We start from the raw sequence: 22,056 nt of genomic DNA on the forward strand, positions 1-22,056 counted from the left end.
GGAAAATCACGCCGTTGACCTTCCGTTCGTCCCCGATTTTCTTCATGTGGACGATCATGTGAATGGTGGCTCTGATGTCATCGACCACTTCGGCTTTCTGGACGGTCGGAGATCCGCGCCGCACCATTTTGCTCATGCGACCAATGGCATCTACGGGCGAGTTGGCGTGCATGGTGCAGACAGATCCGTCATGCCCGGTGTTCACCAGCTCCAGGAACATATTCGCGTCGTCGCCCCGGATTTCACCGCAAACGAGCCGGTCAGGCCGGAGGCGCAACGCCGATTCAAGCAGCTTTGTCGGGGATCGAGGCCCATTTTCTTCTGAACGATCCGCAAGCAAGCCCACGAAGTTTGGTTGCTCGATGTCCAGCTCTGCCACTTCCTCTATCGTCACGATCCGCTCGCCCGGATCGACACGCTTCAGCATGGCATTGAGAACGGTGGTTTTGCCGGAAGATGTACCGCCCGCAATAATCACATTCCATTTGCTCTGCATCGCGAGGTCAGCCAACTCGTCAAAGCTCATCGTGCCCGCTGCAAGCGCCGCTCGCGCAGTCTCAAGCGCGCTGTGGTCGTTGCTTTCGGCTAGTGCGGCCTCTTTTCTGGCAAAGCTGAACGCGCCCAGATCGACGGTTTTCACGCGGAGCAGGCGGATCGCCACGGACCCGACGCCGGTTGTCGCGGGCGGGATGACAACCTGCACCCGAGCTTTGCCCTGCTGTGTCGGCACGTTCGCCGTCGCAATGGGTTTCTTTTCTCCGAAAGTCACGTCACTGAACCCAGCAACGCATCGTCCGATATTCTCAACATCGTCTCTGGTCAGAGCGATGTCTGTTCTGGTCATGTTTGTTGTGCCCATTTCCTCAACCCAGACCGCTCCGTCAGGGTTTACAGAAATCTCGCTCAGGCTTTCATCGTGCAACAGATGCTCGATCTTGCCTGTATAGTATTCCAGAAGGCCGTTGCCATTTCGCCCGCTCATATTTTTGTCCTTGTTATTCCGTCAAAAAAGGCCGCTACCGCATTCAATTGTGCGGGGAGCGGCCGGAAGGGCCGACGATACGGCCGCCTCAAGGGGTCTGTCTCAGAAGTTGTCGAACACCACGTCGCGCTGCAGGATGGCGTTGATACGACTACCCTGATCGACATAGATGGTTGGCGTGATCCGCAAATAGTCCTCCAACGCCGCCGCTGTGGCATTCTGCAAATTCGAACCGACCTGCGTTGCCAGATCTGTTTGCACCGAATTGCTGCTATCGTTGTCGGCCACCAGTGCGACCGGCGCGATCCCGATGATCGAGAGTAGCGCGGCCGTCCCAAACCGTTCACCGAAATGCGTATCGACACGTCCGGTTGCGCCAGACCGGCCCTGACCATCCGTCCCGGCGGACCCGATTTGCGCGGATAAGCCATCCGGAGTGATTACCCGGCTCCAAACAACAGCGATCCGCGTTTGCGCAAGCTTTGTATCGGCGCGGTATTCGCCATAGAGCTTTGAGCCGCGTGGAAGAAGCAAACGAGTGCCGTCCATCGAATAGACGCCACGTGTGATCGTCGCCACAACACTCCCCGGCAGCTCCGAGCTTACGGCCCCGCCAAACACGGCTGTCAAAACCGTGCCCTGAGTCAGTGTGCGCGACGGATCGTCAATGATCGAGGCCCCCACGATGGGCGGATATTCTTCGACCAGGTTGTTTTGCCAAGTCGTGTTCGGGTTTTCCTGATAGCCGCGCTGTTCTTCAGGCAGGCGTGTGTTTTCCGGCTGAACCTGGATTGGTTGAGGCGCGGCAGGGTAGGGCTGGAAAATCACTGGTTGCGAGCCGCCGTTGATAGGCTGGTAGTTTTGCCCGGTGCCATCCTGTGCAATCGCGCTTGAGGCTAACGTGACCAGTGCGAGGGTAAGTGCTGTTCTGTTCATGTGAGGTATCCCTTTACGAACATTAGAATGTGTTGAATTACGCTCGACCTTTGAACCAGAGGTAGCCGACGCCGAACGGGGCGATGACCAAGGCGAGCCACCAAAGCGTAAAATTGACGACGAACTTGCCAACGATGAGAAACAAGAAGTTCGACAGCAGAATGGTGTCGCCCAGGACGAAACCTTTCAGATTGTTCCACACGAGCTTTGCGAACGGGAACAGCAACGTATTCAGTATGGAAAGCACCAGAATTACTGCGGTTGATGTCCCACGTTCACCCTGATCAATTGACGGGTTTGCTACGAGGCCAAGCGTCATTAACGAGCAAAGACACAAGAACAAAAAACCTATGAAGTAGGCTCGAAACAACCATCGTCTGTCAAACTGCCCAAGCAAGTGTGCAATGAAATCACCCATGGTTTTTGCTCCTTTAATTTCTACGAAGTGGGTTTTCATCGAACACGATGCCGTCCGACTGGTTCTGGCGTTCACGCATCCGCTTGAGTTCTTCGAGCCTGCGCCGTTCGTCCTCGGTCAGACCTTGGGTTTGCAGATGGCTCATACTGGCGAGCGCCCGCGCCTCAGCATCGGCAACCGCCTGCGCAAGCTCCGTCTGAAACTTTTTCTCGCGCTCATCATATCTGACCTGAAGGCGCTCGTTGGTCAGGGTCAGCGTTGCAATTTCACCGTCTTTTTCGGACAGCGAAACTTTGGCATCCGTCAGCTCGTCTTGCAGATCGGAAATCCGGCCATTCTGTTGCTCGATTGTTTTCAGGGCTTGTTTCAGCCCTTCGGAATCGACCTGCGGCACTGATGCCGGTGTTGCCACCGCTATTTCCTCGGGCAAAGCCTCTGGTTCTGGCTCATCGACCTCTGGCCCCCGTGCGGTCAAAAGCCCGTATCGTTCGCCACCGCTTTGTTGCAGGGCATCGACGCGGACACCCGTGCGGCTGTTCTTGGTGTCGTCGCCCAGCACAAACCAAGCGAAACCAACGAACACGGCACCCGCGAGGGCAACGCCGATGAGCTTCTTGGGTTCTAGCCTTTTCCGGGAACGCAGGGGAGGCTGTTCAGCCGCCTCCCGTGCCGCAATTGTCTGATTGCGATCCATTACTTGCTGCCCCCCGGTTTAACTGTCTGTGAAGTGACTGGCCTGCCCGTTGCGCTGGCCTGCTGAAACTCGTCGCCATCGTTGCGGACACAGATCGAAGTGTCCTCGATGCGCAGTGTCCAAAGATCTGAAAGGCCCTGCACCTGGACAATGCCGCGCTCTTTGACTGTGGTGTTCACCATCAACTCACGCCCGTCAGGCAGGACGCGGAAGATACCCGGCAGCTCCGCATCCTGCGGGATCTGCATATAGGTGTGAACGCCATCATCCCACACGGCAGTAGGCGCGAAGTCGGCTTTGCCCGAGCGCGAGTAGTTTTGGTTCACGAACCGCCCGGTTGGCTTGGGTTCGCTTAGCGCTACTTTGCCACGGGTCGTCGTGGTCCCACCCTTGTTGTTGCTATAGAAGGTGACTCGGAACGGCACCCTTTTGCGTTCAGCGGCAGTTTCAGCAGGAACCAGATAGAAGTTGTACGAGCCGCGATTGGTCAGAACGGTCAGGTTCGAATCCGAGTTCAGGATTTCCGGCTTGAATGCGATCACGCGGCCTTCCTGCAGGCGGGTGATCTGAAAACTTTCAGTGTCGCCCGCACCAATGCTGCGGACGGTTTCGCCCTGCGGAAAGTGAACATAGGTAATCAGACGTTCACCCACAGGGATGCGGTACACCTGGTTCTCGACGTAATGGAAATGCGTGATGCGGTGATCCGCGTTCTTTCCGTCCGGTGTCGGTGTGATTTCAGCGAGCAGAGGCGCAGAGAATGCCAAAACTGCTGCTGCGGTGGCGGTGAGTGTTTTGAAAGAACGCTGCATCAGATGTCTCCCATTGCGTCTACGCGGTAGTTGGTGACGACGAAGCCGAACGGATTTTCCAGAAGCTCATCCATCGACGTCACGATTTTTTCCTCAAACCCGTAGGTCACAGTGACCACGTAGCGGGCGGAGGCCGTTGCTTGGTTTGGCACGATCAGGGACTTGCGGATCTCGACCTGCACCGTCTCATTGTTGACCGGCGAGACGCCCAGAATTTCGGTCTGCACCTTTGTCTTGGGCGTATAGATTTCGTCCGGATGGTTGTCGTTCGACCCATCCCACAGTTCGCGGTAGGACGTTTCGGCCAGCTCATCAGAACGACGCAGCACCGATTTCAAACGCTCGTTGTTGTCCTGGACATCATAAGTTTCGCGGTCGCGCACATAATTTGCGACTTCACGGAAGGCCATCGCCTCAGAAGGTTCGAGTTTTTCGACCTTTTCAGTCAGCAGCACCGGCAGCTTCGTGTCCGGATCAATGGAGAATGGCACCGCGCGGATTTCCTTCAAGGGAAGGAGCATTGCCCACCCGACAATGGAAGCCACGCCCATTGCCATGCCGACCATGCCGAATACCTGCCATTTGAAGGCATCGCGGCGTGCGCCCAGAAAGAGTTCTTTTTCGTGATCTGTCACGTGTGACATTTGCTCTGTACCTCGGATTAAGATGATGTTGGTTGCGGTTTTTCACGAGCAGCCCGAATGCTCTGACGATAGCGATCAGCGGCGTAGCTCTGGCGAGCCGCCCCATCCTGATTGCGGGCTCTGTGTGCTATGTCCCGACGCGCTTGCATTGCACGGGCGGCGCTGTCACGAACCCCTGTCCCGTCACGGGCTGCGGAGGCCATTGCGGCGGCAGTCTTGCCTCCTGCAATTGTGTTGCGTCCGGCACCAGCAGTCGTGCCCATCACGTTTCTGGCTGCTGCGGCTGCACCCGAAGCCACTGCAAGTCCCGATGATGCTGAAACGATTGCACCGGACATTCCCCCAGCGAGCGACGGGATCTGCGTAAGCATTACAATTGAGATAATGCACACGGCCAGAAAACGGCCACTCGCCGTCATGTTGTTCACATCTTCAACGGTGTTCAGCTCAGCGGCAAACAGTGTTTGAATGAGCGAAACGATCCCTGTCAGTACGACGATGACCATGACGAGGCCCACAGTCGTTTTGGCCCATGCCGCGAAGATATTGGCCGTTGCTGAGCTGAGCAGTGTGGCAATGAATACCGGCGCTAAGCCGAGCAGCACCGCCATTCCGCCTTTGGCGATCAGCGCAATCCCTGTCCCGAATGCGACAATAATTGCTCCGACCACCCAGAGAACAGCGCCGGTGATGCTTAGGCCCCATGTGGCATTTTCAATGGCGGTTTGCCCCATGGTAAAGCACTGGTCCGCAATATCATCGAGCGCCTGCCAGACATTCGTTGTGCCGGTAAGAGCCCCGGCAATGCTGTCAGGCAGTGTTTGGATGCCTTGATAGATCGGCTGAAAGAAACTCCAGCTTGAGGCCATGCCGATGATGATCGTCGCCCGAATGATCCAGCCGACATAACCACCGAACCCAATCTCTCGGATCTGCAAAACACCGTTGATCAACATTGCCACGAAGATTAGAGCGGCGATGGCCCATAGACCGGCTGCGAGATCCGCAGCCAGGCTATTGAAGGCGTTCTGTGAGAAGTTGTTGATTGCTGTTTCAATCGAGCTGACGAAATCTTGAATCACGGCCCACATGCCTCCGCTAACACTGGGCCGAGATTATTCAGCCGAGCTTTCTGCTCTTTCTGGAGTTCAGCATGTTGCGATGAAGGTTGGTTCCAAAATTCAGGCTTATCCGCACCAACAGCTTTCACCGCAGCACTACGGCTCATGTTTCCGAGTGGACAATCCGTATCGAACCCTTCACCGGCCTTTCGCAATTCGCACTGTTTTGCTGTATGCTCGTGAGCAGCAATGATCTGTTCATTGAGAATTACGACTGACCAATTGTTCACCAGGTATTGCTTATCTGCTGGCTGACCAGCATCGGCCATACGCGCCTGATCTTCTTCAACAAACTGTTTAGCGACGTTGTTGACACCCGTATTTCCAAAGCACACTCGGTACTCGCCAAAAGGCCAATCGACGTTTGGTGTGGGTCGCAGCTTCACCTGGGCTGATGCAGCCCCCGCGAAAACGGCGGCGGCTGCAATGGTCAGGATGAGAGTTGAGCGGAGTTTCATTGTGAGGTTCCTCGTACATAGTTGCTGAGTGTCGAAAGATCGGCAGCGGTTGCAGCCAGATCCGTGCCCGACGCCAGAGCATTAGCCGAGGTTGCGCGCAAGATTTCAATTTCAACTTGCAGGAGTTTCAGGAGAACCGCCGTATTATAGTCGATTGCATCCTTCAGATCTTCTTGCTGACCGATTTCACCGCGCAGTTTTTCAGCATCTTCGGAGAGCTGACCGGCCATGTCATAGCCATTCTCACCCAACGCCGACGCCATCAGGCCCGCACCACCACGCTCAGACAGGATGCGGCGAGCCTGCACATCCGATCCGCTGAACTCGGACAAAATGCCATCGTTCAGGCCGAGGTTGATGGATCGACGTTCCATTGCCTGAGCCGCGACATCGGGCAGGCCGGAGATACCGCCCTCCGCTGCGTCCAGCGCGTAGCCGAGCGTGTCAGCAGCAGTCGCCAGTTTCAAAAAGCTGCGGCTGTTGAACTCATCCAGATCCGTCAAACCGCTGATGGTTTTGAAGGAGTTTTCCAACAGGGCGCGCTGTTCTTCGAGCTTTTCATATTGCTCAACCAGCTGTTCATACTGACGGACCATTTCCGCGACCTCCTTGGCGGAATTGGCGGCGTTCTGTGTCAGGTTTTTGAAATCTTCCACCGGGACACCCTGAGCGGACACTGACAGGGGCAGGGCGGCGAATACGGAAACGGCAATCGTCGTGCGTAGGGTCTTAAATACAGTCATCAGACAAGCTCCAGGTTTTCAGGGGGGGTCATGCGCTCAAAGTCGCAGGCGCATTTGCTGCGATAGCCCGAATAGGTGCTGGTGCAGGCCGAGACAGCGGCCAGAACTACAAGGGCGATGACAAGGCGGGTTTTCATGTGATTTCCTTCCAAAAGTTGGGGTTTTGTCGCCAGTCAGGATCAGGGAACGATTTCCCGTCTGATCCACTCAGAACACGAAGAAGCGGGCCGAGAGCGCCGACATCGACATCGAGCCAAACACTCTCATCACCTTTCTTCATGAGCATTACGCGGTCGCCAAAATGCGCCCTCAGCGCACCAAGCTCTGAATCGTTCAAGCCGATTGCCCGGTAATCCGCTTCATTGCCGGATCGAGAGGGGAACAAGAGCTGCGTGCTGGTGTTTTCCAGGATCGACTTACTTGCCGCTGACGACAGGATGTGATCGGGGATCTGCGTCATCATCATCATCATGACGTTCAGCTTCCGATACGTGGTGTAAGCGTTTTTGAGGATTTTCGCGCCGTAGGGATTGCCAGCAATCACCCAGGCTTCATCAATCACAAAGACAGTGGGCACTCTCGCGGCACAACGGCGTTCGATCTGGCGCATGACGTAGCTGATCCACGCCAACCGGACCAACTCGTCATCCAGAACCTCAGAAATGTCGAACACAAGATGCCGATCGTCAGAGGCAAACGGATCTGTGCCACCCTCGCCAAACATCCACGACAAACGCCCGTCGCCCGCCCATTCACTCGCGCGCTTGAAGAGGTCTTTGCCATCATCAAAGGCTCTGAACCGCTCGACCAGTGAATCGAAGTTCTGCAGTTGTGGCGGCAACGTCGCGTTTGCCTGACACGCCTGTTTAATCTCGTCTTTCTGTTCGGCTGTCAGTTTATCGTCGTAACTCATCAGAGCTGTGGCCCAATTCGCCAACCAGCTTTGACCGGCCTCATCCGTTTCCGTTTGAAACGGGTTCATGCCTGTTGGTTCACCAACTCGGACGCGGGTGTACTGCGCACCGAGCGCCCGCATCGGAGCTTCCATTGCCCGGTCTTTGTCAAAAGCGATGATCCGCGCGCCCTGTGCCACCGCCATAGTCGCCAGCAGCATCGCGATCACAGTTTTACCCGAGCCGTTCGGTCCAAGAACGATTGTGTGGCCGGAGGGCAGGTTTTCAGGGTCTTTACTGGTCTTGGGAAGGTGCAGCGAAACATCGTAGCTGTCCCCGTGCGTTGTCGGGAACGTCGCCAACGGCCCCGGCCAGGGCAGCTTTTCCGCGTCCAGCCCTTTGGGCCGCATGTGGAACGCAACCATGTCCGCAAAGTTCTGGTCCGTAATCAGTTCTTCACGGGGACGGAATGCGAAATTTCCGGGGTGCTGCGCGAAGTACACCGCTCGCGCCGACATCGCTTCGCGCTTCACCGTGCCACCCGAAATCTGGATTTCACCAATGATGTGTTTTTCGGCGGTTTTCAGATCTTCCTCGTTCCCAAACACGCAGATCGACAGGTGGTGCTTACCGAGTGACATGGTGCCAGAGGCAATACCGTCCGCCAGAATGGACAAATCCTCTTCGAGAGACTTTGCCTTGTCACCAGCCGAGCGCATTTGTCCCGACTTGCGGCGTTCCATTTCCTGCGCCTGGGCGCGGCTGATCGGCAGGAAGGATTGCGAAATGACGACATCAACCGGCAGGTCCAGTCCGTCGAAAATGCCGGGGAAGGAAGCCATCGGGTAATTCTTCAGGGAATACACACGGATGGAGCGTTCCTGATCGTCGCCCGTGACTAGTTTGCCGGTCTTGCCCTGAAACAGCACATCCTCTTGCGGCATGTTGAAGGCGATGGGTTCTGCAATGTTCGTGTGAATGATCGGCTGATACCGACCGTTCAACAGCATTCCATAATAGCCGAGCCAACGCCCCTCGCTGAGCTTCAGCCGGCGCACACGGGCCTCGCCCAGCGTGCCCGCCAGTGTTGTGAAAACACCGTCGAGCTGTTCGATCATTTCGCGGCGTTCCTCGTCTATCGTTCCAGACGACATGCCGAACATCTGTTTTGCCCGCTCATCCTGCCGCTTTTGGAGAATGGCGCTGATGATGATCTTGCGTTCCTTCAGCTCCGCATCGACGGACGCTGAGCGCATGGCCTGCGCCACTGCACCGGCAAAGCCGGTTGGATCTGTGATAACATGACCCGTCTCAGCCGGGACGGTCAGTCGATGAACATAAAATGCCACCTCGTTGGGTGTTGTGCGCAATACACGCTCAAACCGTTCGGCCAGGAACTCGAACTCGTTTTCGTCCAGCGTGTTTGCGTTGATTCCGGTGATTTCTGCAGCGGCGATAAGGCCACCGTTGCGTGTGGAAATGACCTCATCGTCCACGACATAGCCATACGGCAACATCTGAAAGAGGCTCATTTCATCCTTGCGCCAGCTCGGCTCGATCAACGAGCGGGCAAGGGTCCACAAATCCTGTGCAGCAGGCTTAGGCACTATAGTAATCTCCCCCATGATGCTGGCGGTTTTTGGTGCGCGGAGTTTTGGAAAGGGTTACGGACAGGACGCGGAAGAAAGCCGGTTCCCATTCGTAAAAAAGGCGAAGCCCGGTGTAGAAAACAAAACCCGCAATGATTGCTGGCGCTATCCCGAACATGAAGAACGAAAGCATGGTCATCCCGAGGATCACCAGCAGATAGATCACGGGTAGGCCGCCCCATTCTGCGGGGCGGCTCAGGCCGCGAAAGACCGTATTGCGGCGCGGCATCAATCAGGCTCCGATGAATGTATCAGCGAGGCCGATAACAGCGCCGACGACGATAGCGATTACCGGGCCTTTCAGCGAACCCCAGCCGAACACGTAGGCGAGACAGCCCCAGATGAAGCCGACAGCGGCAAGGCTGACGCCAACAACCTTCGAGTCGGCCAGTGTCTCGTTGATGAAATCGCCTATGGCATCCTGCAGCCAGCCAGCGGAGGCCGGTGCTGCGCTAACGATGGTCATTGTCAGCGCAAAGAATGCCACTTGTTGGATGAAGTGGTGCCGTTTCATGGGGGGTCTTTTCATAGGTCTTTACTCACTTTGCTGAGGATGATCCGCACGTAGTCGCGGGTTTCGGTGAACGGGGGGATGCCGCCATACTGGACGACGCGATGGGGACCGGCGTTGTAGGCGGCGAGCGCCAGTTTCCAGTCTCCGAACTCGCGGTACTGCGCCGCCAAATAGCGGGCACCACCGTCGAGATTTTCTGCAGGGTTCTTTGGGTTCACGCCAAGGTCTTTTGCCGTTCCCGGCATGAGCTGTGCAAATCCATAGGCACCTTTGGGTGACAGAGCATCAGCCCGATACCGGCTTTCCTGCCAGACCAGTGCCATGAACAACTCAGCCGGAATGTCGTGCCGTTTTGCCGCTGCATGGATTTCTTTGACGATCCGCTCCTGCGACCAGCCGCCAGAGGCTTTGCGAGGCCGCGGTGCCTTGCCCGCAATCTCGATCTTTTCCTGTGTATTGGCCTTCGGCGCTTTAGGTTTTTCGTCAAGCGTGTATTCACGCATCCGGATCGGACGAACGACGCCATTGACGATTTCTGCCCGTGCACCATTCAGAAACACGCTGCCATCCGGTTCGTATTCTATGACCTGGGCGCTTGCGCTGGTCGCCACAAAGGCAGTGGAGACGACAAGGAAGGGCCGCATTGCTGCAATCATTCGGATTTCTCCTTTGCTTGCGTTGTCGGGAAAGGGGAGGCGTTCTGGTCGTCACCGGTCGCGGCCACGTACTCATCGGTCCAGGACGGCGGAATGCTGACAGCATCCACCAACCAGCCTGCGAGACTTGCGTATTCTTCGCCACCCAGGGCCGAAGTCTTGCGAGCGATAGAGCGCGACAGAAACGAAGCCGCTACGCCGTGCTGCAGCAACAGCGAAATCAGAACGCACAGGTCATGCAGATGATATTCGAGGTCACTGCCAGACCGAAAACCACCGCTGTAGAACACTTCACGGGGTTTGATTGGCGACGCTGGATCATAACCGATGGTGACAAAGGCAGTGTGCCCTTGCGGAGTTTCAACGCGGCGTGTTTCAGCCAGCCGACGATCAGGAAGAACTTTCCGCGCAGGCTTGTTCATGACAAAGCTCCCTGCGCATCAAGTTCCGCTTGTCGGATTTCCATTGCGAAATCCACGTCAAGGCGCAGCTCATCGACCACTTCAAGCGGCATAACGATGTCCAGCCAGATACCTTCGCGGATCAGGTGAACGTGATAGGTGGCATTTGGGTAGACGAACCAAAGGGCTTCATGCCGGTTCAGAACGTCGCGCGCAGTGTCGGCGTCGATTGTGCCTGACAGGTCGCAACCGAATTTCAGGGTTGCGTATGAGCTGGCATAGTCCGCTCGGCTGCTGCTTTGGATGAGCGCAGCGGCCTTTTCCGGTGAAGCAAAGCGGAACAGCTCTTTCGGACCCAATACCTTGTTAACGTCTGCGTGCAGCTTCAAGGCTTTGTAGAGCCGATTTGCACGGTCATACCCAAGATCATTGAGGACATGGAACATTTCGAGCGCGATCCCGAAAGCTGTGGCGCGGGCATCGCTTTCCAGCCAGTATTCGCGCATCGCGCGCTTGATGCTTGACCGTTCTCCGGCAAGGTGGCGGATTACGGTGAGAATGTCCTTACGGGCTTGCTCGAAGCTCTGGGCGGCAGGCACCCAGCGCCGATCAATCTTGCTTTCGATAGTGTCGAAGGCCACTGTGATCACCTTTCCGCCTTTCAATAAAATAGGTCAGTAGTTTTTACATAATTACTATTACGGGTGCTTCGAGCCGGGCGCTTGAGAGGGAGGAAATCAAACGCCCGGTCACCGGCATGAAGCCGTCACCGGCTCCACAGGAGGCCCATGCTCAGACCGATTTTCTCAGCCCTGAAGCCGTACCCCACTGTTCCAAAGACTTGCCAATTGGTGTCCTCGATCCGGGCTGTCCCGCCGATGGAAAACGCTGAAGAACCCGAATAGTAGCCGTACCCCAAAGTGACGGCTTGAACGGTTCCTTCTGAAAGTGTTGGCACTTGCGCCGCCAACGCGATTGCGACCCCATCGTTTGCAATGTCCGCGTTGCGGTCGACCTTTGATTCCAACTGGTTCACGCGACGATCTGTGTAGTTGTTCGCTTGGTTCAGGACGTTGGAATTGCCGTTGTCGATGTACTGACGAACTTCGGTGTTCAGATCTTCCAAGAGAACCGAGCCATTCTCGATTGTCTGACTGTTCACGGACCCCTCGGCCAAATCCTCGTTTTGGATTGTGCCGTTGGCGATGTCGTCGGTCGTTACGCTGTTGTCGATGATCTGAGCTGACCCAACCGAGTTGTCAGCAAGGTCCGCCTGCGTCACGCTGTTGTCGATGATCTGGGCTGATCCGACCGAATTGTTGGCAAGGTCCGCCTGAGTCACCGACTGGTCGATGATCTGGGCTGATCCGACCGAATTATTGGCAAGGTCCGCCTGAGTCACCGACTGGTCGATGATCTGGGCCGATCCGACCGAGTTGTTGGCAAGGTCCGCTTGCGTCACCGACTGATCAATGATCTGATCCGAACCCACTGAGTTATCAGAAAGATCATTCTGCGTTACCGAACCGTCCTGAATGTCCGTGCCGGTGACAGATCCGTCAGCAATATCGGTCCCGGTGACAGACCCATCAGCAATATCAGTCCCGGTCACGGACCCGTTCTGGATGTCCGCGCCTGTTACACTGTTGTCGATGATCTGCGATGATCCGACTGTGTTAGCGCCGGGTGTTGCGGCCCCTGCTGCTTGAATGCGGTCGTCAATGGCTTGGTTTATTGACGTGTTCGAAATACATGGCAGAAATCCGCCACCTGGATCGTTATCGCCGCATTGTCTTATAGCGCCGGTTCCAGTACCGGTTCCGGTAATGACGCTGTTACCACCTTGCTGCGCAGAAGCGGTATTTGCTTGGCTGACAAGTATCGTCAGGCCGATTGCTGCGCCAAAGGTCAGGGTTTTAACAACTCCAAATACCCTTTTGGCATTCACGAAGAACACGCCGCGTCGGTTGACTCCCCCCTTGCTGACATGATTCTTGGGGGCAGCATTGAGTGATGCTGTTTTTACCATAGTACAGTTACTCTCTTGATGTGTGAGGAATGCCCCAGATGGACTTGGGGGCGTTTCAGGTCCTGCCGGTTGTTGGCGCAACCGACAGGACCGCTCTTTGCTCGATTAGTTTCCTTCCTCTTGCTGCATTCCTGTTTCCAGTTCTTCAGCTCAGATACACCAGGGCTGACGTTTGCCGCCCCTGTAGGGGCGTGCGAGCCCTTCTGAAATCAGGATGGCCCCCACCTCCTGACCGCCCGCACGCCCGACCGCCAAGAAACGGTCATGCTCGTCCAGTTCTTCTTGAACCTCCAGTTCCACTTGTCCCGCTGTTTGAATGATTTCTGTGAGCCGTTCCTTGGCCTTTAGGCCCATTGCTTTTTCGGCTTCACATTGCGCTCGATAAGTCTCTGGCGTGTCGAAACCGACAAGCCTATAGCGGTCATCCCCGTGGTCGATGGTGTCACCGTCCACGGCATAAACTGCTGACGCAGGCAGATTTATTGTTGTTTTACGCTGCCCAAACCGATGATCGGCCAGCATCACACCAACCAGCGCCGCCGAGAATAGAAGAACCTTCTTCATGCGCCCTGCCCTCCGCGACGGATTGCAAAGCAGAAACCTTCGGCAACGGGGTAGAGCGCGCTCGCAATGAGGCACCCTACCCCGCGCCGTGCCGGGTGAGTGGCGGCAACTGTTCTCGCTATTTCAGGGGTTTTTTGTGGCCGCGAATCAAGCTGTGGTTGATTCGACCAAAAGCCGTCAACTTGTGTCGTTTTCGAAGACTGCGTTGGGATCGACTTTGCAAACACCGGTTTCACCCTCCACAAAGGGCACGGCCACGACCGTTGCCCCCAATGAAGCCGCCAAGCTCATCGCGCCTAACGCTGTCTTGACCACTCGATGTTCGATGTTTCTCTGAACGACAAGGACTTGCCTGATCTCGTCGTTGCCTTCTTTTGATCTTACGAAGAATTTCCATTCGCCGCTGATGGAGTTCCGGGCGTGTACGACTGGTGCCGTACAGTCTATTTCCAGAATACCCCCATCCTGCAACGCTTCCCGGAACCCATTTTCCAAAAGCACAGGTGTTAGTTCTCTCATAGGTTGCGGACTCCCATCGTTTAATGGAGTCTCTACTAGGGCATTGCGCCAATATGAAGTGCATAGCTGTCATCTCACCTACCTAGCTATCACAGGCATGTTACTAAATCAATGCCATTGCATTGATACAGTGCAAATAAATTGCGTCAGAATTATGTTTTCAAATCACCGCAATGGAATGTTTTGATTCCGAAAAATTCAGCTTTGTCAAATCACAAGTTGCCAGACCCAACCAAAGTACAAGTGACCTAACCAAAGTATAGGTCTGGCAACGCGACACTTTACCGACCCGTTTTTTCTCTCTTAAACCGTCTCTCAACCGTGGCGCGAACTATGCCCAAGGAAGCAAAGTACGGAGTTGGAAGTGCAATCAGGAATTGAAGTGAAGGTAATACCCTTCAACTGCAGTGATGAAGATGATGTGTACCGGCGGCAGTTCCACAGAATGCGCAGCAACGTGTTCTGTGAGCGTATGGGCTGGGAGCTGGACAGCATCATGGGCTGCGAATACGACGAGTACGATTGTCACCTCACCAAGTATGTCCTGGCCATCGACAAGGAGAAGAAACAAGTTCTCGGCGGTGCACGCCTACTCCGGACCGACAGGGAAGAATACGTAAACGCGCTCAGCCCTGACCCAAATTCGTACATGATCCGTGACGCATACCTGCAGCGCATCGAGGGCATCCCGTCGAACCTCTGCTTTTTGCCGCCCCCTGTATCCACCGACACATGGGAGCTGACGCGCATTATCTCGAATGGGAAACTCCGCATCGCACCGCACGTTTTGCTGAAAGCCAACGAGTACCTTCTGTCTGTCGGGGCGAAGCATTGCCTGTTCCTGGGCGCACCGAGCTTCATGCGAATGGCTAAGATGATGGGTTTCTCACCCCGCCCAATGGGCAACTTGGTTTCTGATCAGCATTCGACGTTCCTTGCGTTCTCAACAAACGTCTGCGAAACGCCCAAAATGCCCAAGACAATTCGGCCAAAGCCTAACCGGAGCCGAGCCAGCGGAGACCCTGTTGCAGAGCTGTTCAATGACCAGCGTGACCGGGTTGGCATCGTTTTCAAATGGAATACTGGCGAAGAACAGGTTCGTTGGTCGATCCCTTGGGACGGTCAGGAACCCGACGCCTCGTCATTCTTGAGGGTCAACTTGCCCACGCAAATGGCATCATAAACAATGCAATGATTGATTTTCATTGCAATTGATGTCAATGACAAGGAAGTTGACCGGTTGTCGTGTGCGTGACATCTTCAACCATGTCGTGTTTCCAAGTCAGAGAGGATTGTCATGACTCAATTGTCTAAATCAATCAAACTGGCGCTTTTGGTTTCGTCGTCTGCGATTGTCGCACCAACAGCGTCCTCAGCCTACCCAATCGACTGCGCGATCTTCCTGTGCCTCGCGGGCGGCTGGCCGAGTTCACCAGATTGCAATGCCGCTCGTGCAGAGTTCATTCGGCGCATAACCCCCTTGCCCGTTGAGCCACCGCTTCAGCTTTGGCGTTGTCCGATGGGCGCGGCGGCAGGATCTACCACCCTGTCACCGATGCAACGCCTCGAAGCCATCAAAGAGGTCAGCGCCAATCCGCTGCCCGAATTGCCGACTGACGATCAAGACACCCCTCAAGTTGTAGAGGCGTCTTTCTCGTCCGAGTCCTGGAACGCCCTGGGCGACACACACGCCGCCGTTTGGAAGCCGCTCGATACATCGGATATGCCTTGGGCTAACCTCGGGGACGGAACCCCTACCCTTCCAGCGCCCACGCTTGCCGCCGTGGATCTGTCGTCATCAGACTTCGATGTTGTCCGCTCGATCCGTGTCATCGACGTGCGCCACTACAGCTACAAGGTGCGCGAACGCGATGGACCATGCGAAGTTCGGTTGGATGTGGCAGTCGGAACCTACGATGCAAACGCCAACTTCAATTGGTCGGATCGAGCGTCAGGCGGACTGCCAAACTGGCTTCCCCTGCGCAAGCAATGCCCCAGCTATTTCCGAGGTGTTGGCGTTGAATGGTCGGACACTTTTGGTCGATACGACTACGAGCTGGTCCGATATTAACTGACACAAAGTATAGCCGATGACCCAGACCATGCCCACCACGTCTAGCGAGCCAAGCCCGATGCTGGTAGGGTCACAGGCATATGACAGAGAGAATCGGAAGGAGTTTCCAAGAGCCTTAAAATAAGAACCCCCGCAAGGCGGGGCCTCTACGGGGGGGATCTCTATGAATAAGTTTGGTCACTTCATTCATAGCTTACCTCCCACAAGACAGGCAAGAAAAAAACGCATTTGTGCGAACAGAAAAGTTTTGCCAGCTTTTGAGGCCCGTTTCGCCTTGCTTCACGAACGAGGAAGCAGAGCATGAAAACGAAAAAACAGGCGAAGTGCGCCCCCAAAAATGACGCGCAAAATTGCTGCGCAACTCAGCGTGTGAGGTCTCAGGCATGAGTTTCCGTCACGTTGCAACGGCTCAGGCGCAGCCCACAACGCGCTATCACAATGGTTTGCCCGAAGCCTGGAACCGTGACCGGTTTCGTCAACTGTGCGTTGTCTACGCTCAGATCATGGGGCTATCAGCGCAGTGCATTCGAACACTCGAAATCATCATCGACCTGATTTCTCCGACTGCCTTTCGGGACGTTTCACAAGAACCGTTCTGCTATGCCAAACAGGAAACGCTCATCGCCATGCGCGGCCTGACAGACAAAACCATCTACAACCACGAGCGCGAGCTGGAACGCATCGGCCTGCTGGCTCGCAGGCTTGGCGCGAATGGTGCCAGATGCAAGCGTAAGGGCCTTGGCCTTTACCTGACCCCTGCCCTGAACCTCATTCCTGACATGCTGGACGCAGAGAAACGGGATCGAGCAGAGAAGAAGCAGCACGACGAGCTGCGTGGAGACCGCTCACGGCTGTATCGCTACGTCAAGGTCACTCTGACCACTCTGGCGGCGCTCCCCTGCCCTCCTGAAGCCTCTGACGAGCTTATGGACGAGTTTCGGTCATGGCCGCGCGCTGACAAGCTGAAGTACATGACGCTGGAACGCCTCGCTGCGCATGTCCAGGCAGCACATGATCTGTGGAAAAGAGCAGAATCCTTTGTGAAGAAACCCACCAATATTTCGGGCGAACCCGAAGCTGGTTTCGGGTGCCATATACAAGACCAAATAGAAGATAACATTTTGTCCTGTAACGCCGATGGCGAGATAACAAGGCCCTCGGCTAACGCCTCGGAACCAATTTGTTCAGGCTCCGGGCCTGACGGCCCTCCGCATTGCTTAGAAAGCAAGTATGAAGCGGATTCCGAAGCGCACAATCCCGAAAAGCTGCCCAAGATCAGCAACAGGCTGTTTTATGAGCTTGCTTCACCGGAACTGCGAATGCACATCGACATCGCTGGTGGCGGGATGGAAAACCCCAACCCGACTTGGTATGACATCGAGACAGGCACCTGGACACGATTGTCCGAAGTAGGCACCAACATTTCCGCATGGCAAGACGCTATCGCCCGGCTCAAGCCTTTGGGAGCTATGGTTGCTGGTTTGATCGCTGACGCACGGTTGTCAGACCCGAAGCAACCCCCCGTTGTCAGTCCAGGCGGATACTTCCGGGGGATGGTGAAGGCCGACGAAAAAGGCGACCTGAACCTGATTTCAAGTTTCATGGGTCTGTTGGCCCGCCGAGCCAAAGAGGACGAACAAAACCTAAGAATGTGATCGAGGTTCAATCACGCTGTTGTGAGCGGTTCTTGGCCGACGTTCGGCGCAATCGTCTTAAAGGATTGTAAATCTTGCGAAAAGGCACTGAAAACTTAGCCATGCCCCCTGCCCTATGGACGTTTGGGCGGAGAAATAGCCAGCAGACTTCCCCTTTTATTGTTCTCGGGGAAGTTGTACTTGGCATAAATTTTCATGGAGCATGGCGGAGTGTATAATCCAAGCGACCTAAACGGCTCTATTGTCACCGTGGATCAGCCTACCAACGTGGGCAACTACATCGAGGACCGTAAGTGGATCTCTGAGATTGCGAACTCGGGTTTCACGCTGATCATCAACTATACGCCACTTGGCTTTAAGTATTACGACAGCACTTTCGACAAGGAATGGCAGACCGAATACATCGAAAAGAGCTATGTGTCCAAAGACCCGATCGTTCTTTCCGCCCTATCCTCTATTTCGATGACAAAGCGTTGGTCCGAAATTCGCTTGCCTGATCCCTGGAAGGTCTTTCAGGCCAGTGCCAAGTATGGGTTGATCTATGGTGTCTCGCTGAGCCGAACAAAGGGTTTCAAGAAGTCTCTGCTGACTGCGGCGCGGTACGACCGAGAGTTTGAAGATAGCGAATTGCAGAGCATTTCTGATTGGTTCGATGGTTTCGTTGACCTCGCCTCTGAATCTGTAGAGCTGACCGAAAAAGAAGTTGAGGTTGTGCGTCTGTTGGCAATGGACATGGGCGTTAACGAGATTGCAGGTGAACTAGACTTGACCCCTGCTGCTGTGAAAGCCCGCCTGAAAACGGCAAGAAAAAGAGTGGGTTGCCGCACCAACTTCAGTCTCATTCACAAAGCCAGCCGCGCCAGCTTGCTTTGATCGGTGGCCGTGTATGCGGCTCTGCTACCTAATATTAATATCAATATTGCTGTTAATATGATATTGAAATCAATATTGAGTGTAATATTGATATTGACTTGCGCAGCCTGCCTTAATATCAATATCAAAACTAATATCAATTTTACTATCGCCAGAGGCAGGCGAAGCAACGAAGGATAGAGCAGTGATCAGCATCAGTTTCGTGAACCCCAAAGGGGGCACAGGCAAGACGACATCGTGTTTCCTCTTGGCCGAACAGCTTGCGAAAATGGATTACAAAGTCGCAGTGTTTGACTGTGACCCGAACAACAACCTGGTCAATTGGCGCGACCGGCGCAAAGAGAAGGACGCAGAGCTGCCTTTCGAGGTTGTCGATGGACCTGCTGAGGACGAACTACTCGACCTCGTTGCGGCCTATGAGGACAAGTGCGAGGTGCTGTTGATGGACATGGAAGGTACGGCGTCACAGATCGTCACCTTTGCTATGTCCCAAAGCGACCTTTGCATTATCCCGTTTGAACCCACTCCGATGGAAACACGACAGGCATCACGTGCTGTTAAGCTGGTCCAGCGCACATCCAAGATGATCAACCGCGAAATCAAGTATTCATTGCTGATGGTCCGGACCAATGCCGCGTTTCAAACGAATGACGAGAAAGACGTTCGTGCCGCGCTGAATGGTGTGCCTGTTCTGGATACGGCGCTAGTGCGCCGAGCAGCATACACCCGCATTTTCCGCGACGCTGATTTGCTGGCTGAGCTGGACTCAGCAAAAGTATCGAATGTTGGCAAAGCGACCGTAAATGCCAAGGCGTTCGCAATGAACACCTTGGAACTGCTGAAAGGGTAGGGGACATGGGCAATTATGGTTTTGGTGACGACGACGACACCGATAGCGGCAGCGAGCCGACTAAAATCCCTCTCAAGAGCAACAGAAAGACCGTTGCCCCCGAAAAGCTGCAGGAAGCGGCAGAGGGCGGCGCTGATCTGGGTTTCGTCAGCCGTGAGCCTAAGAGACCGTCCGCTGCCAAAAAGTCCCCCAGACGCGCTGGACGCCGCCAGACAGAGCCGCAAGACAAGTTCCTTGTGACTGGCCCAAAAAGGGTGCTGGACGCCTTCAAGGCGCGCTGTGACGAGCAGAATGTGCCGTATTGGCGGATGCTAGAGGAACTTATGGGGCCGGATGGCGACGAACAGACCTAGCAAATGGCTACGTGCGCAGCTCCGTCCAGGCTGGACTTGATGGAGAAATCTGCTACTCAATTTCTAAACCTTTTTCGTGGCGAAAAAGGAATAACTGGCCCGCTTCGGCGGGCCTTCTTTTCTTCTAAACCGGGAGTGCGGCCTTGAGTACGCTCAACGCAAAACAACAGACTTATCAACGCCGTATTGAAACCCTGCAAAAAATGCTTGCTGCAACTGAAGATCCCAACGAGCAAACAAGACTGCAATTGGAAATCGAGCTTGAACAGCGCCTCTTGGAGCGGTTGAGCTAAGGTTGGATCTTCGATGAGTAAAGACATTCACGACATCGCCGCCGCCTTGAGGCTTCGCCTGGAACGGTCAGAGGCCAATCTGTTTCAATTTCTCCGATCATGCGAGATTGAAGAAACTGACAATGGCGGCAACTTTTTCTGCAGTACACAGCTCGATGGTGCGTCAGTCCATTTGCTCACAGCGAACCAGTCTATTCGTGTGACCAAAGGAGATCGCCGTGCTGTCCAGCACATCGACGTGGATTCCGCGCTGCTGTTCCAAGCCTGTCAGCACGCATTCCAAGCAGCGAAGGAAGGGTAGGGCGTCAGGATCTCGGCCGCCATGCGACCGCCCAAATCTTTCCCGGCTTATGAGCTAACCCCAATGCGACCCTACGCGGCCCCTTGTCATCACTGGACCGTATCGCGTCTCTCGGTTTCGATGCGTCAATAACGCGAAGCAAACCGGTCACGCTTATGCAGTCGATTATCCCAGCTTCAGGCAAGGTGTCTAAGGCCCTCCAACCTGGGCCGTAGTAATAGGCCGCGCGCTCGTCTGTATCCGCGTCGATCAGACAAACCCGTTCTTCTTCTTCAGGCATGATGCCGCCTTTCATTTTGAGCATCCGCAAAGACATTTGGGTTCGTGAAGCTGCGGACCTCGATGCCCTTGCCCCACGACAGTTTAATTCTAGCTTCCCATTCGGTCAGCTTTGCTATGCTGTTCATACGCCTTCGAACACCCTGCAGGCTTTCCCAACGTCTCAGACGAAACCACTCCGTTCCCAGCTCTGGTGCTGATCCGCGCAGGCGACGACGATAGAACTTATGAAGCCTTTGTTCCGTCGCGTATGCCCAGGGCAGCGACACTGAGTAGGCAATGGTTAGCTGTTCGCCAGAGGCACGTTCTAACTCTCGCCGCCTTTCTTTTGTCAGCCGCTCCGTGAAACCGATCTTAAACAGATCCGGCTTGTCGCGGCTTACCAATAGATAGACCGTTCCGATTTTTACCCGCTTCGCAAGCCATCGGACCTCAGCGGAACGTCGTTTTTTGTTCATCCTCAAATCGCGAAGCACCTCCGCTTAGCTCTTAAAGTATGGGCGCGTCTCGCACCCATCTTCTTTGTCGGACAGATCATACTTCCGGCAGATCCCGGCGAAGACTGATCCAATTTGAGCGAGGTCTTCCGGTGACAATTCAATACGTGGTTCGCGTGTGGTGTCGGATTGGATCTGTAGCAAAGGTTCATCATCAGAAATTTGCGACACTTCCAAAAGAACACCGCCATAGGTGCCTTCGAAAAGAGTTCGTACCGTAAGGCTGACGCCCTCACAATCTGCTTCTTCAAAGTGAAGTTCTGTTCCGAAGCATCCCTTTGGGTCGTCCAGTTTTACAAAGCCAATCTTCCCGTCTTTTTCAGTCCCATTCATGGTTTTTTAGTTAACCCCCGACTTGATTAGGTTCCGAAACGTATTGGCAGCGGTCGCATCATCGAACTTAAAATACTGCCGTTCAATGTTTGTTTCGTCGTCGTCACTAGCCACATCCACGACCAACCCAAATCCATTAGGCAGGGGCACAACCTCTAAAATGGGCGCGCTCAAAAATACTGCGGTTTCTTCGGGCGTCATGCACTTTTTGGAGACTGGTTCACTCATGCTTCTGATTTAGCACGCAGTTATTTAGTTGGATACTGGCAAATCCCGCGCCTATGGGCGCGTGACCGCGTGCTAGTCGGACGCCGGCAGACCGGCCTCCGACCCGAACCAATCACGACCTTTCTCCCTTCGGCCCGGGTAGCGGTGAATCTGTCTCGTCCCGAGCCAGCTTAACCGCGGCCAAATGGTCGCCAGGACATGCTTGTTTCGGCCCAAAGGGTAACGCCCGCTTTTGCAATAGGTCTGGGAGATCCGCGCGAGGCGCGCGGCTCGCATTGATTATTGGA

At 54.9% G+C, this 22,056-nt stretch carries 30 protein-coding genes; 8 read left to right on the forward strand and 22 right to left on the reverse strand.

The features are described from left to right. The 19 genes from ACR0M9_RS20310 to ACR0M9_RS20400 form a co-directional block, all read right to left on the reverse strand. A partial coding sequence (locus tag ACR0M9_RS20310; RefSeq protein ID WP_480774497.1) for an ATPase, T2SS/T4P/T4SS family occupies positions 1-982 on the reverse strand: 982 nt, incomplete at its 3' end. A gap of 102 nt (positions 983-1,084) precedes the next feature. Continuing rightward, the gene (locus tag ACR0M9_RS20315; RefSeq protein WP_480774498.1) at positions 1,085-1,918 is read right to left on the reverse strand and encodes a TraB/TrbI/VirB10 family type IV secretion system protein; all 834 of its coding nucleotides are present in this window, start codon (positions 1,916-1,918) and stop codon (positions 1,085-1,087) included. A gap of 37 nt (positions 1,919-1,955) precedes the next feature. Beyond that, complete coding sequence (locus ACR0M9_RS20320; protein WP_480774499.1) at positions 1,956-2,336, reverse strand: hypothetical protein; 381 nt, start codon at positions 2,334-2,336, stop codon at positions 1,956-1,958. A gap of 13 nt (positions 2,337-2,349) precedes the next feature. Beyond that, positions 2,350-3,030: a hypothetical protein gene (locus ACR0M9_RS20325; protein WP_480774500.1), complete on the reverse strand. Its 681-nt coding sequence runs from the start codon at positions 3,028-3,030 to the stop codon at positions 2,350-2,352. Then, complete coding sequence (locus ACR0M9_RS20330) at positions 3,030-3,842, reverse strand: TrbG/VirB9 family P-type conjugative transfer protein (RefSeq protein WP_480774501.1); 813 nt, start codon at positions 3,840-3,842, stop codon at positions 3,030-3,032. Before ACR0M9_RS20330 ends, ACR0M9_RS20325 begins: the two co-directional genes overlap by 1 nt. Further along, the gene (locus ACR0M9_RS20335) at positions 3,842-4,486 is read right to left on the reverse strand and encodes a VirB8 family type IV secretion system protein (protein WP_480774502.1); all 645 of its coding nucleotides are present in this window, start codon (positions 4,484-4,486) and stop codon (positions 3,842-3,844) included. The genes ACR0M9_RS20330 and ACR0M9_RS20335 overlap by 1 nt, the downstream gene beginning before the upstream one ends. A 17-nt stretch (positions 4,487-4,503) precedes the next feature. Further along, entirely contained in the window at positions 4,504-5,568 is a 1,065-nt protein-coding gene (locus tag ACR0M9_RS20340) for a TrbL/VirB6 family protein (RefSeq protein WP_480774503.1), read from the reverse strand. Further along, positions 5,565-6,065: a hypothetical protein gene (locus ACR0M9_RS20345; RefSeq protein WP_480774504.1), complete on the reverse strand. Its 501-nt coding sequence runs from the start codon at positions 6,063-6,065 to the stop codon at positions 5,565-5,567. The genes ACR0M9_RS20340 and ACR0M9_RS20345 overlap by 4 nt, the downstream gene beginning before the upstream one ends. Then, positions 6,062-6,808: a type IV secretion system protein gene (locus tag ACR0M9_RS20350; RefSeq protein ID WP_480774505.1), complete on the reverse strand. Its 747-nt coding sequence runs from the start codon at positions 6,806-6,808 to the stop codon at positions 6,062-6,064. The genes ACR0M9_RS20345 and ACR0M9_RS20350 overlap by 4 nt, the downstream gene beginning before the upstream one ends. Continuing rightward, the gene (locus tag ACR0M9_RS20355) at positions 6,808-6,945 is read right to left on the reverse strand and encodes a hypothetical protein (protein ID WP_170417970.1); all 138 of its coding nucleotides are present in this window, start codon (positions 6,943-6,945) and stop codon (positions 6,808-6,810) included. Before ACR0M9_RS20355 ends, ACR0M9_RS20350 begins: the two co-directional genes overlap by 1 nt. After that, a complete protein-coding gene (locus ACR0M9_RS20360) occupies positions 6,942-9,308 on the reverse strand; it encodes a VirB4 family type IV secretion/conjugal transfer ATPase (RefSeq protein ID WP_480774506.1) in 2,367 nt (788 codons plus the stop codon). The genes ACR0M9_RS20355 and ACR0M9_RS20360 overlap by 4 nt, the downstream gene beginning before the upstream one ends. Next, positions 9,301-9,579 (reverse strand): VirB3 family type IV secretion system protein, encoded by a 279-nt coding sequence (locus ACR0M9_RS20365; protein ID WP_152460684.1) that lies wholly within the window; start codon positions 9,577-9,579, stop codon positions 9,301-9,303. Before ACR0M9_RS20365 ends, ACR0M9_RS20360 begins: the two co-directional genes overlap by 8 nt. A gap of 3 nt (positions 9,580-9,582) precedes the next feature. Continuing rightward, complete coding sequence (locus ACR0M9_RS20370) at positions 9,583-9,879, reverse strand: hypothetical protein (protein ID WP_271951197.1); 297 nt, start codon at positions 9,877-9,879, stop codon at positions 9,583-9,585. Next, a complete protein-coding gene (locus ACR0M9_RS20375; protein WP_480774507.1) occupies positions 9,876-10,520 on the reverse strand; it encodes a lytic transglycosylase domain-containing protein in 645 nt (214 codons plus the stop codon). Before ACR0M9_RS20375 ends, ACR0M9_RS20370 begins: the two co-directional genes overlap by 4 nt. Further along, positions 10,517-10,942, reverse strand: a complete 426-nt coding sequence (locus ACR0M9_RS20380) for a TSCPD domain-containing protein (RefSeq protein ID WP_480774508.1) — start codon at positions 10,940-10,942, stop codon at positions 10,517-10,519. Before ACR0M9_RS20380 ends, ACR0M9_RS20375 begins: the two co-directional genes overlap by 4 nt. Further along, positions 10,939-11,571, reverse strand: coding sequence for a hypothetical protein (locus ACR0M9_RS20385; protein WP_480774509.1), 633 nt, complete (start codon positions 11,569-11,571; stop codon positions 10,939-10,941). The genes ACR0M9_RS20380 and ACR0M9_RS20385 overlap by 4 nt, the downstream gene beginning before the upstream one ends. 116 nt (positions 11,572-11,687) lie before the next feature. Then, a complete protein-coding gene (locus tag ACR0M9_RS20390) occupies positions 11,688-12,869 on the reverse strand; it encodes a YadA-like family protein (RefSeq protein ID WP_480774510.1) in 1,182 nt (393 codons plus the stop codon). Between the two features lie 231 nt (positions 12,870-13,100). After that, a complete protein-coding gene (locus ACR0M9_RS20395; RefSeq protein WP_480774511.1) occupies positions 13,101-13,514 on the reverse strand; it encodes a thermonuclease family protein in 414 nt (137 codons plus the stop codon). A gap of 177 nt (positions 13,515-13,691) precedes the next feature. Further along, on the reverse strand, positions 13,692-14,033 hold the full coding sequence (locus ACR0M9_RS20400; RefSeq protein WP_480774512.1) for a hypothetical protein: 342 nt from the start codon (positions 14,031-14,033) through the stop codon (positions 13,692-13,694). A 364-nt stretch (positions 14,034-14,397) separates the two neighbouring features. On the opposite strand from ACR0M9_RS20400, the gene ACR0M9_RS20405 reads away from it, so the two are divergent. The 8 genes from ACR0M9_RS20405 to ACR0M9_RS20440 all read left to right on the forward strand — a co-directional run bounded on the left by ACR0M9_RS20405 (position 14,398) and on the right by ACR0M9_RS20440 (position 20,432). After that, complete coding sequence (locus ACR0M9_RS20405; protein WP_480774513.1) at positions 14,398-15,216, forward strand: acyl-homoserine-lactone synthase; 819 nt, start codon at positions 14,398-14,400, stop codon at positions 15,214-15,216. A 114-nt stretch (positions 15,217-15,330) separates the two neighbouring features. Continuing rightward, the gene (locus ACR0M9_RS20410; protein ID WP_480774514.1) at positions 15,331-16,104 is read left to right on the forward strand and encodes a hypothetical protein; all 774 of its coding nucleotides are present in this window, start codon (positions 15,331-15,333) and stop codon (positions 16,102-16,104) included. Positions 16,105-16,490: 386 nt separating this feature from the next. Next, on the forward strand, positions 16,491-17,762 hold the full coding sequence (locus ACR0M9_RS20415; RefSeq protein WP_480774515.1) for a helix-turn-helix domain-containing protein: 1,272 nt from the start codon (positions 16,491-16,493) through the stop codon (positions 17,760-17,762). Between the two features lie 195 nt (positions 17,763-17,957). Further along, on the forward strand, positions 17,958-18,635 hold the full coding sequence (locus tag ACR0M9_RS20420; RefSeq protein WP_480774516.1) for a helix-turn-helix transcriptional regulator: 678 nt from the start codon (positions 17,958-17,960) through the stop codon (positions 18,633-18,635). A gap of 184 nt (positions 18,636-18,819) precedes the next feature. Continuing rightward, complete coding sequence (locus ACR0M9_RS20425) at positions 18,820-19,485, forward strand: AAA family ATPase (protein WP_480774517.1); 666 nt, start codon at positions 18,820-18,822, stop codon at positions 19,483-19,485. Between the two features lie 5 nt (positions 19,486-19,490). Beyond that, positions 19,491-19,838, forward strand: coding sequence for a hypothetical protein (locus ACR0M9_RS20430; protein WP_480774518.1), 348 nt, complete (start codon positions 19,491-19,493; stop codon positions 19,836-19,838). A 143-nt stretch (positions 19,839-19,981) separates the two neighbouring features. Further along, positions 19,982-20,131, forward strand: coding sequence for a hypothetical protein (locus ACR0M9_RS20435; RefSeq protein ID WP_480774519.1), 150 nt, complete (start codon positions 19,982-19,984; stop codon positions 20,129-20,131). A 13-nt stretch (positions 20,132-20,144) separates the two neighbouring features. After that, on the forward strand, positions 20,145-20,432 hold the full coding sequence (locus ACR0M9_RS20440) for a hypothetical protein (RefSeq protein ID WP_480774520.1): 288 nt from the start codon (positions 20,145-20,147) through the stop codon (positions 20,430-20,432). 272 nt (positions 20,433-20,704) lie between these two features. Here the strand turns inward: ACR0M9_RS20440 and ACR0M9_RS20445 are convergent, their stop codons facing one another. The 3 genes from ACR0M9_RS20445 to ACR0M9_RS20455 are packed head-to-tail and all read right to left on the reverse strand — an operon-like array spanning position 20,705 to position 21,769. Next, positions 20,705-21,169, reverse strand: a complete 465-nt coding sequence (locus ACR0M9_RS20445) for a GIY-YIG nuclease family protein (protein ID WP_480774521.1) — start codon at positions 21,167-21,169, stop codon at positions 20,705-20,707. A 24-nt stretch (positions 21,170-21,193) separates the two neighbouring features. Further along, a complete protein-coding gene (locus tag ACR0M9_RS20450; protein WP_480774522.1) occupies positions 21,194-21,541 on the reverse strand; it encodes a hypothetical protein in 348 nt (115 codons plus the stop codon). Between the two features lie 6 nt (positions 21,542-21,547). Then, a complete protein-coding gene (locus ACR0M9_RS20455) occupies positions 21,548-21,769 on the reverse strand; it encodes a hypothetical protein (protein ID WP_480774523.1) in 222 nt (73 codons plus the stop codon). Between the last annotated feature and the right edge of the window lie 287 nt (positions 21,770-22,056).

The sequence above is a fragment of the Ruegeria sp. CH2 genome (assembly GCF_056537065.1).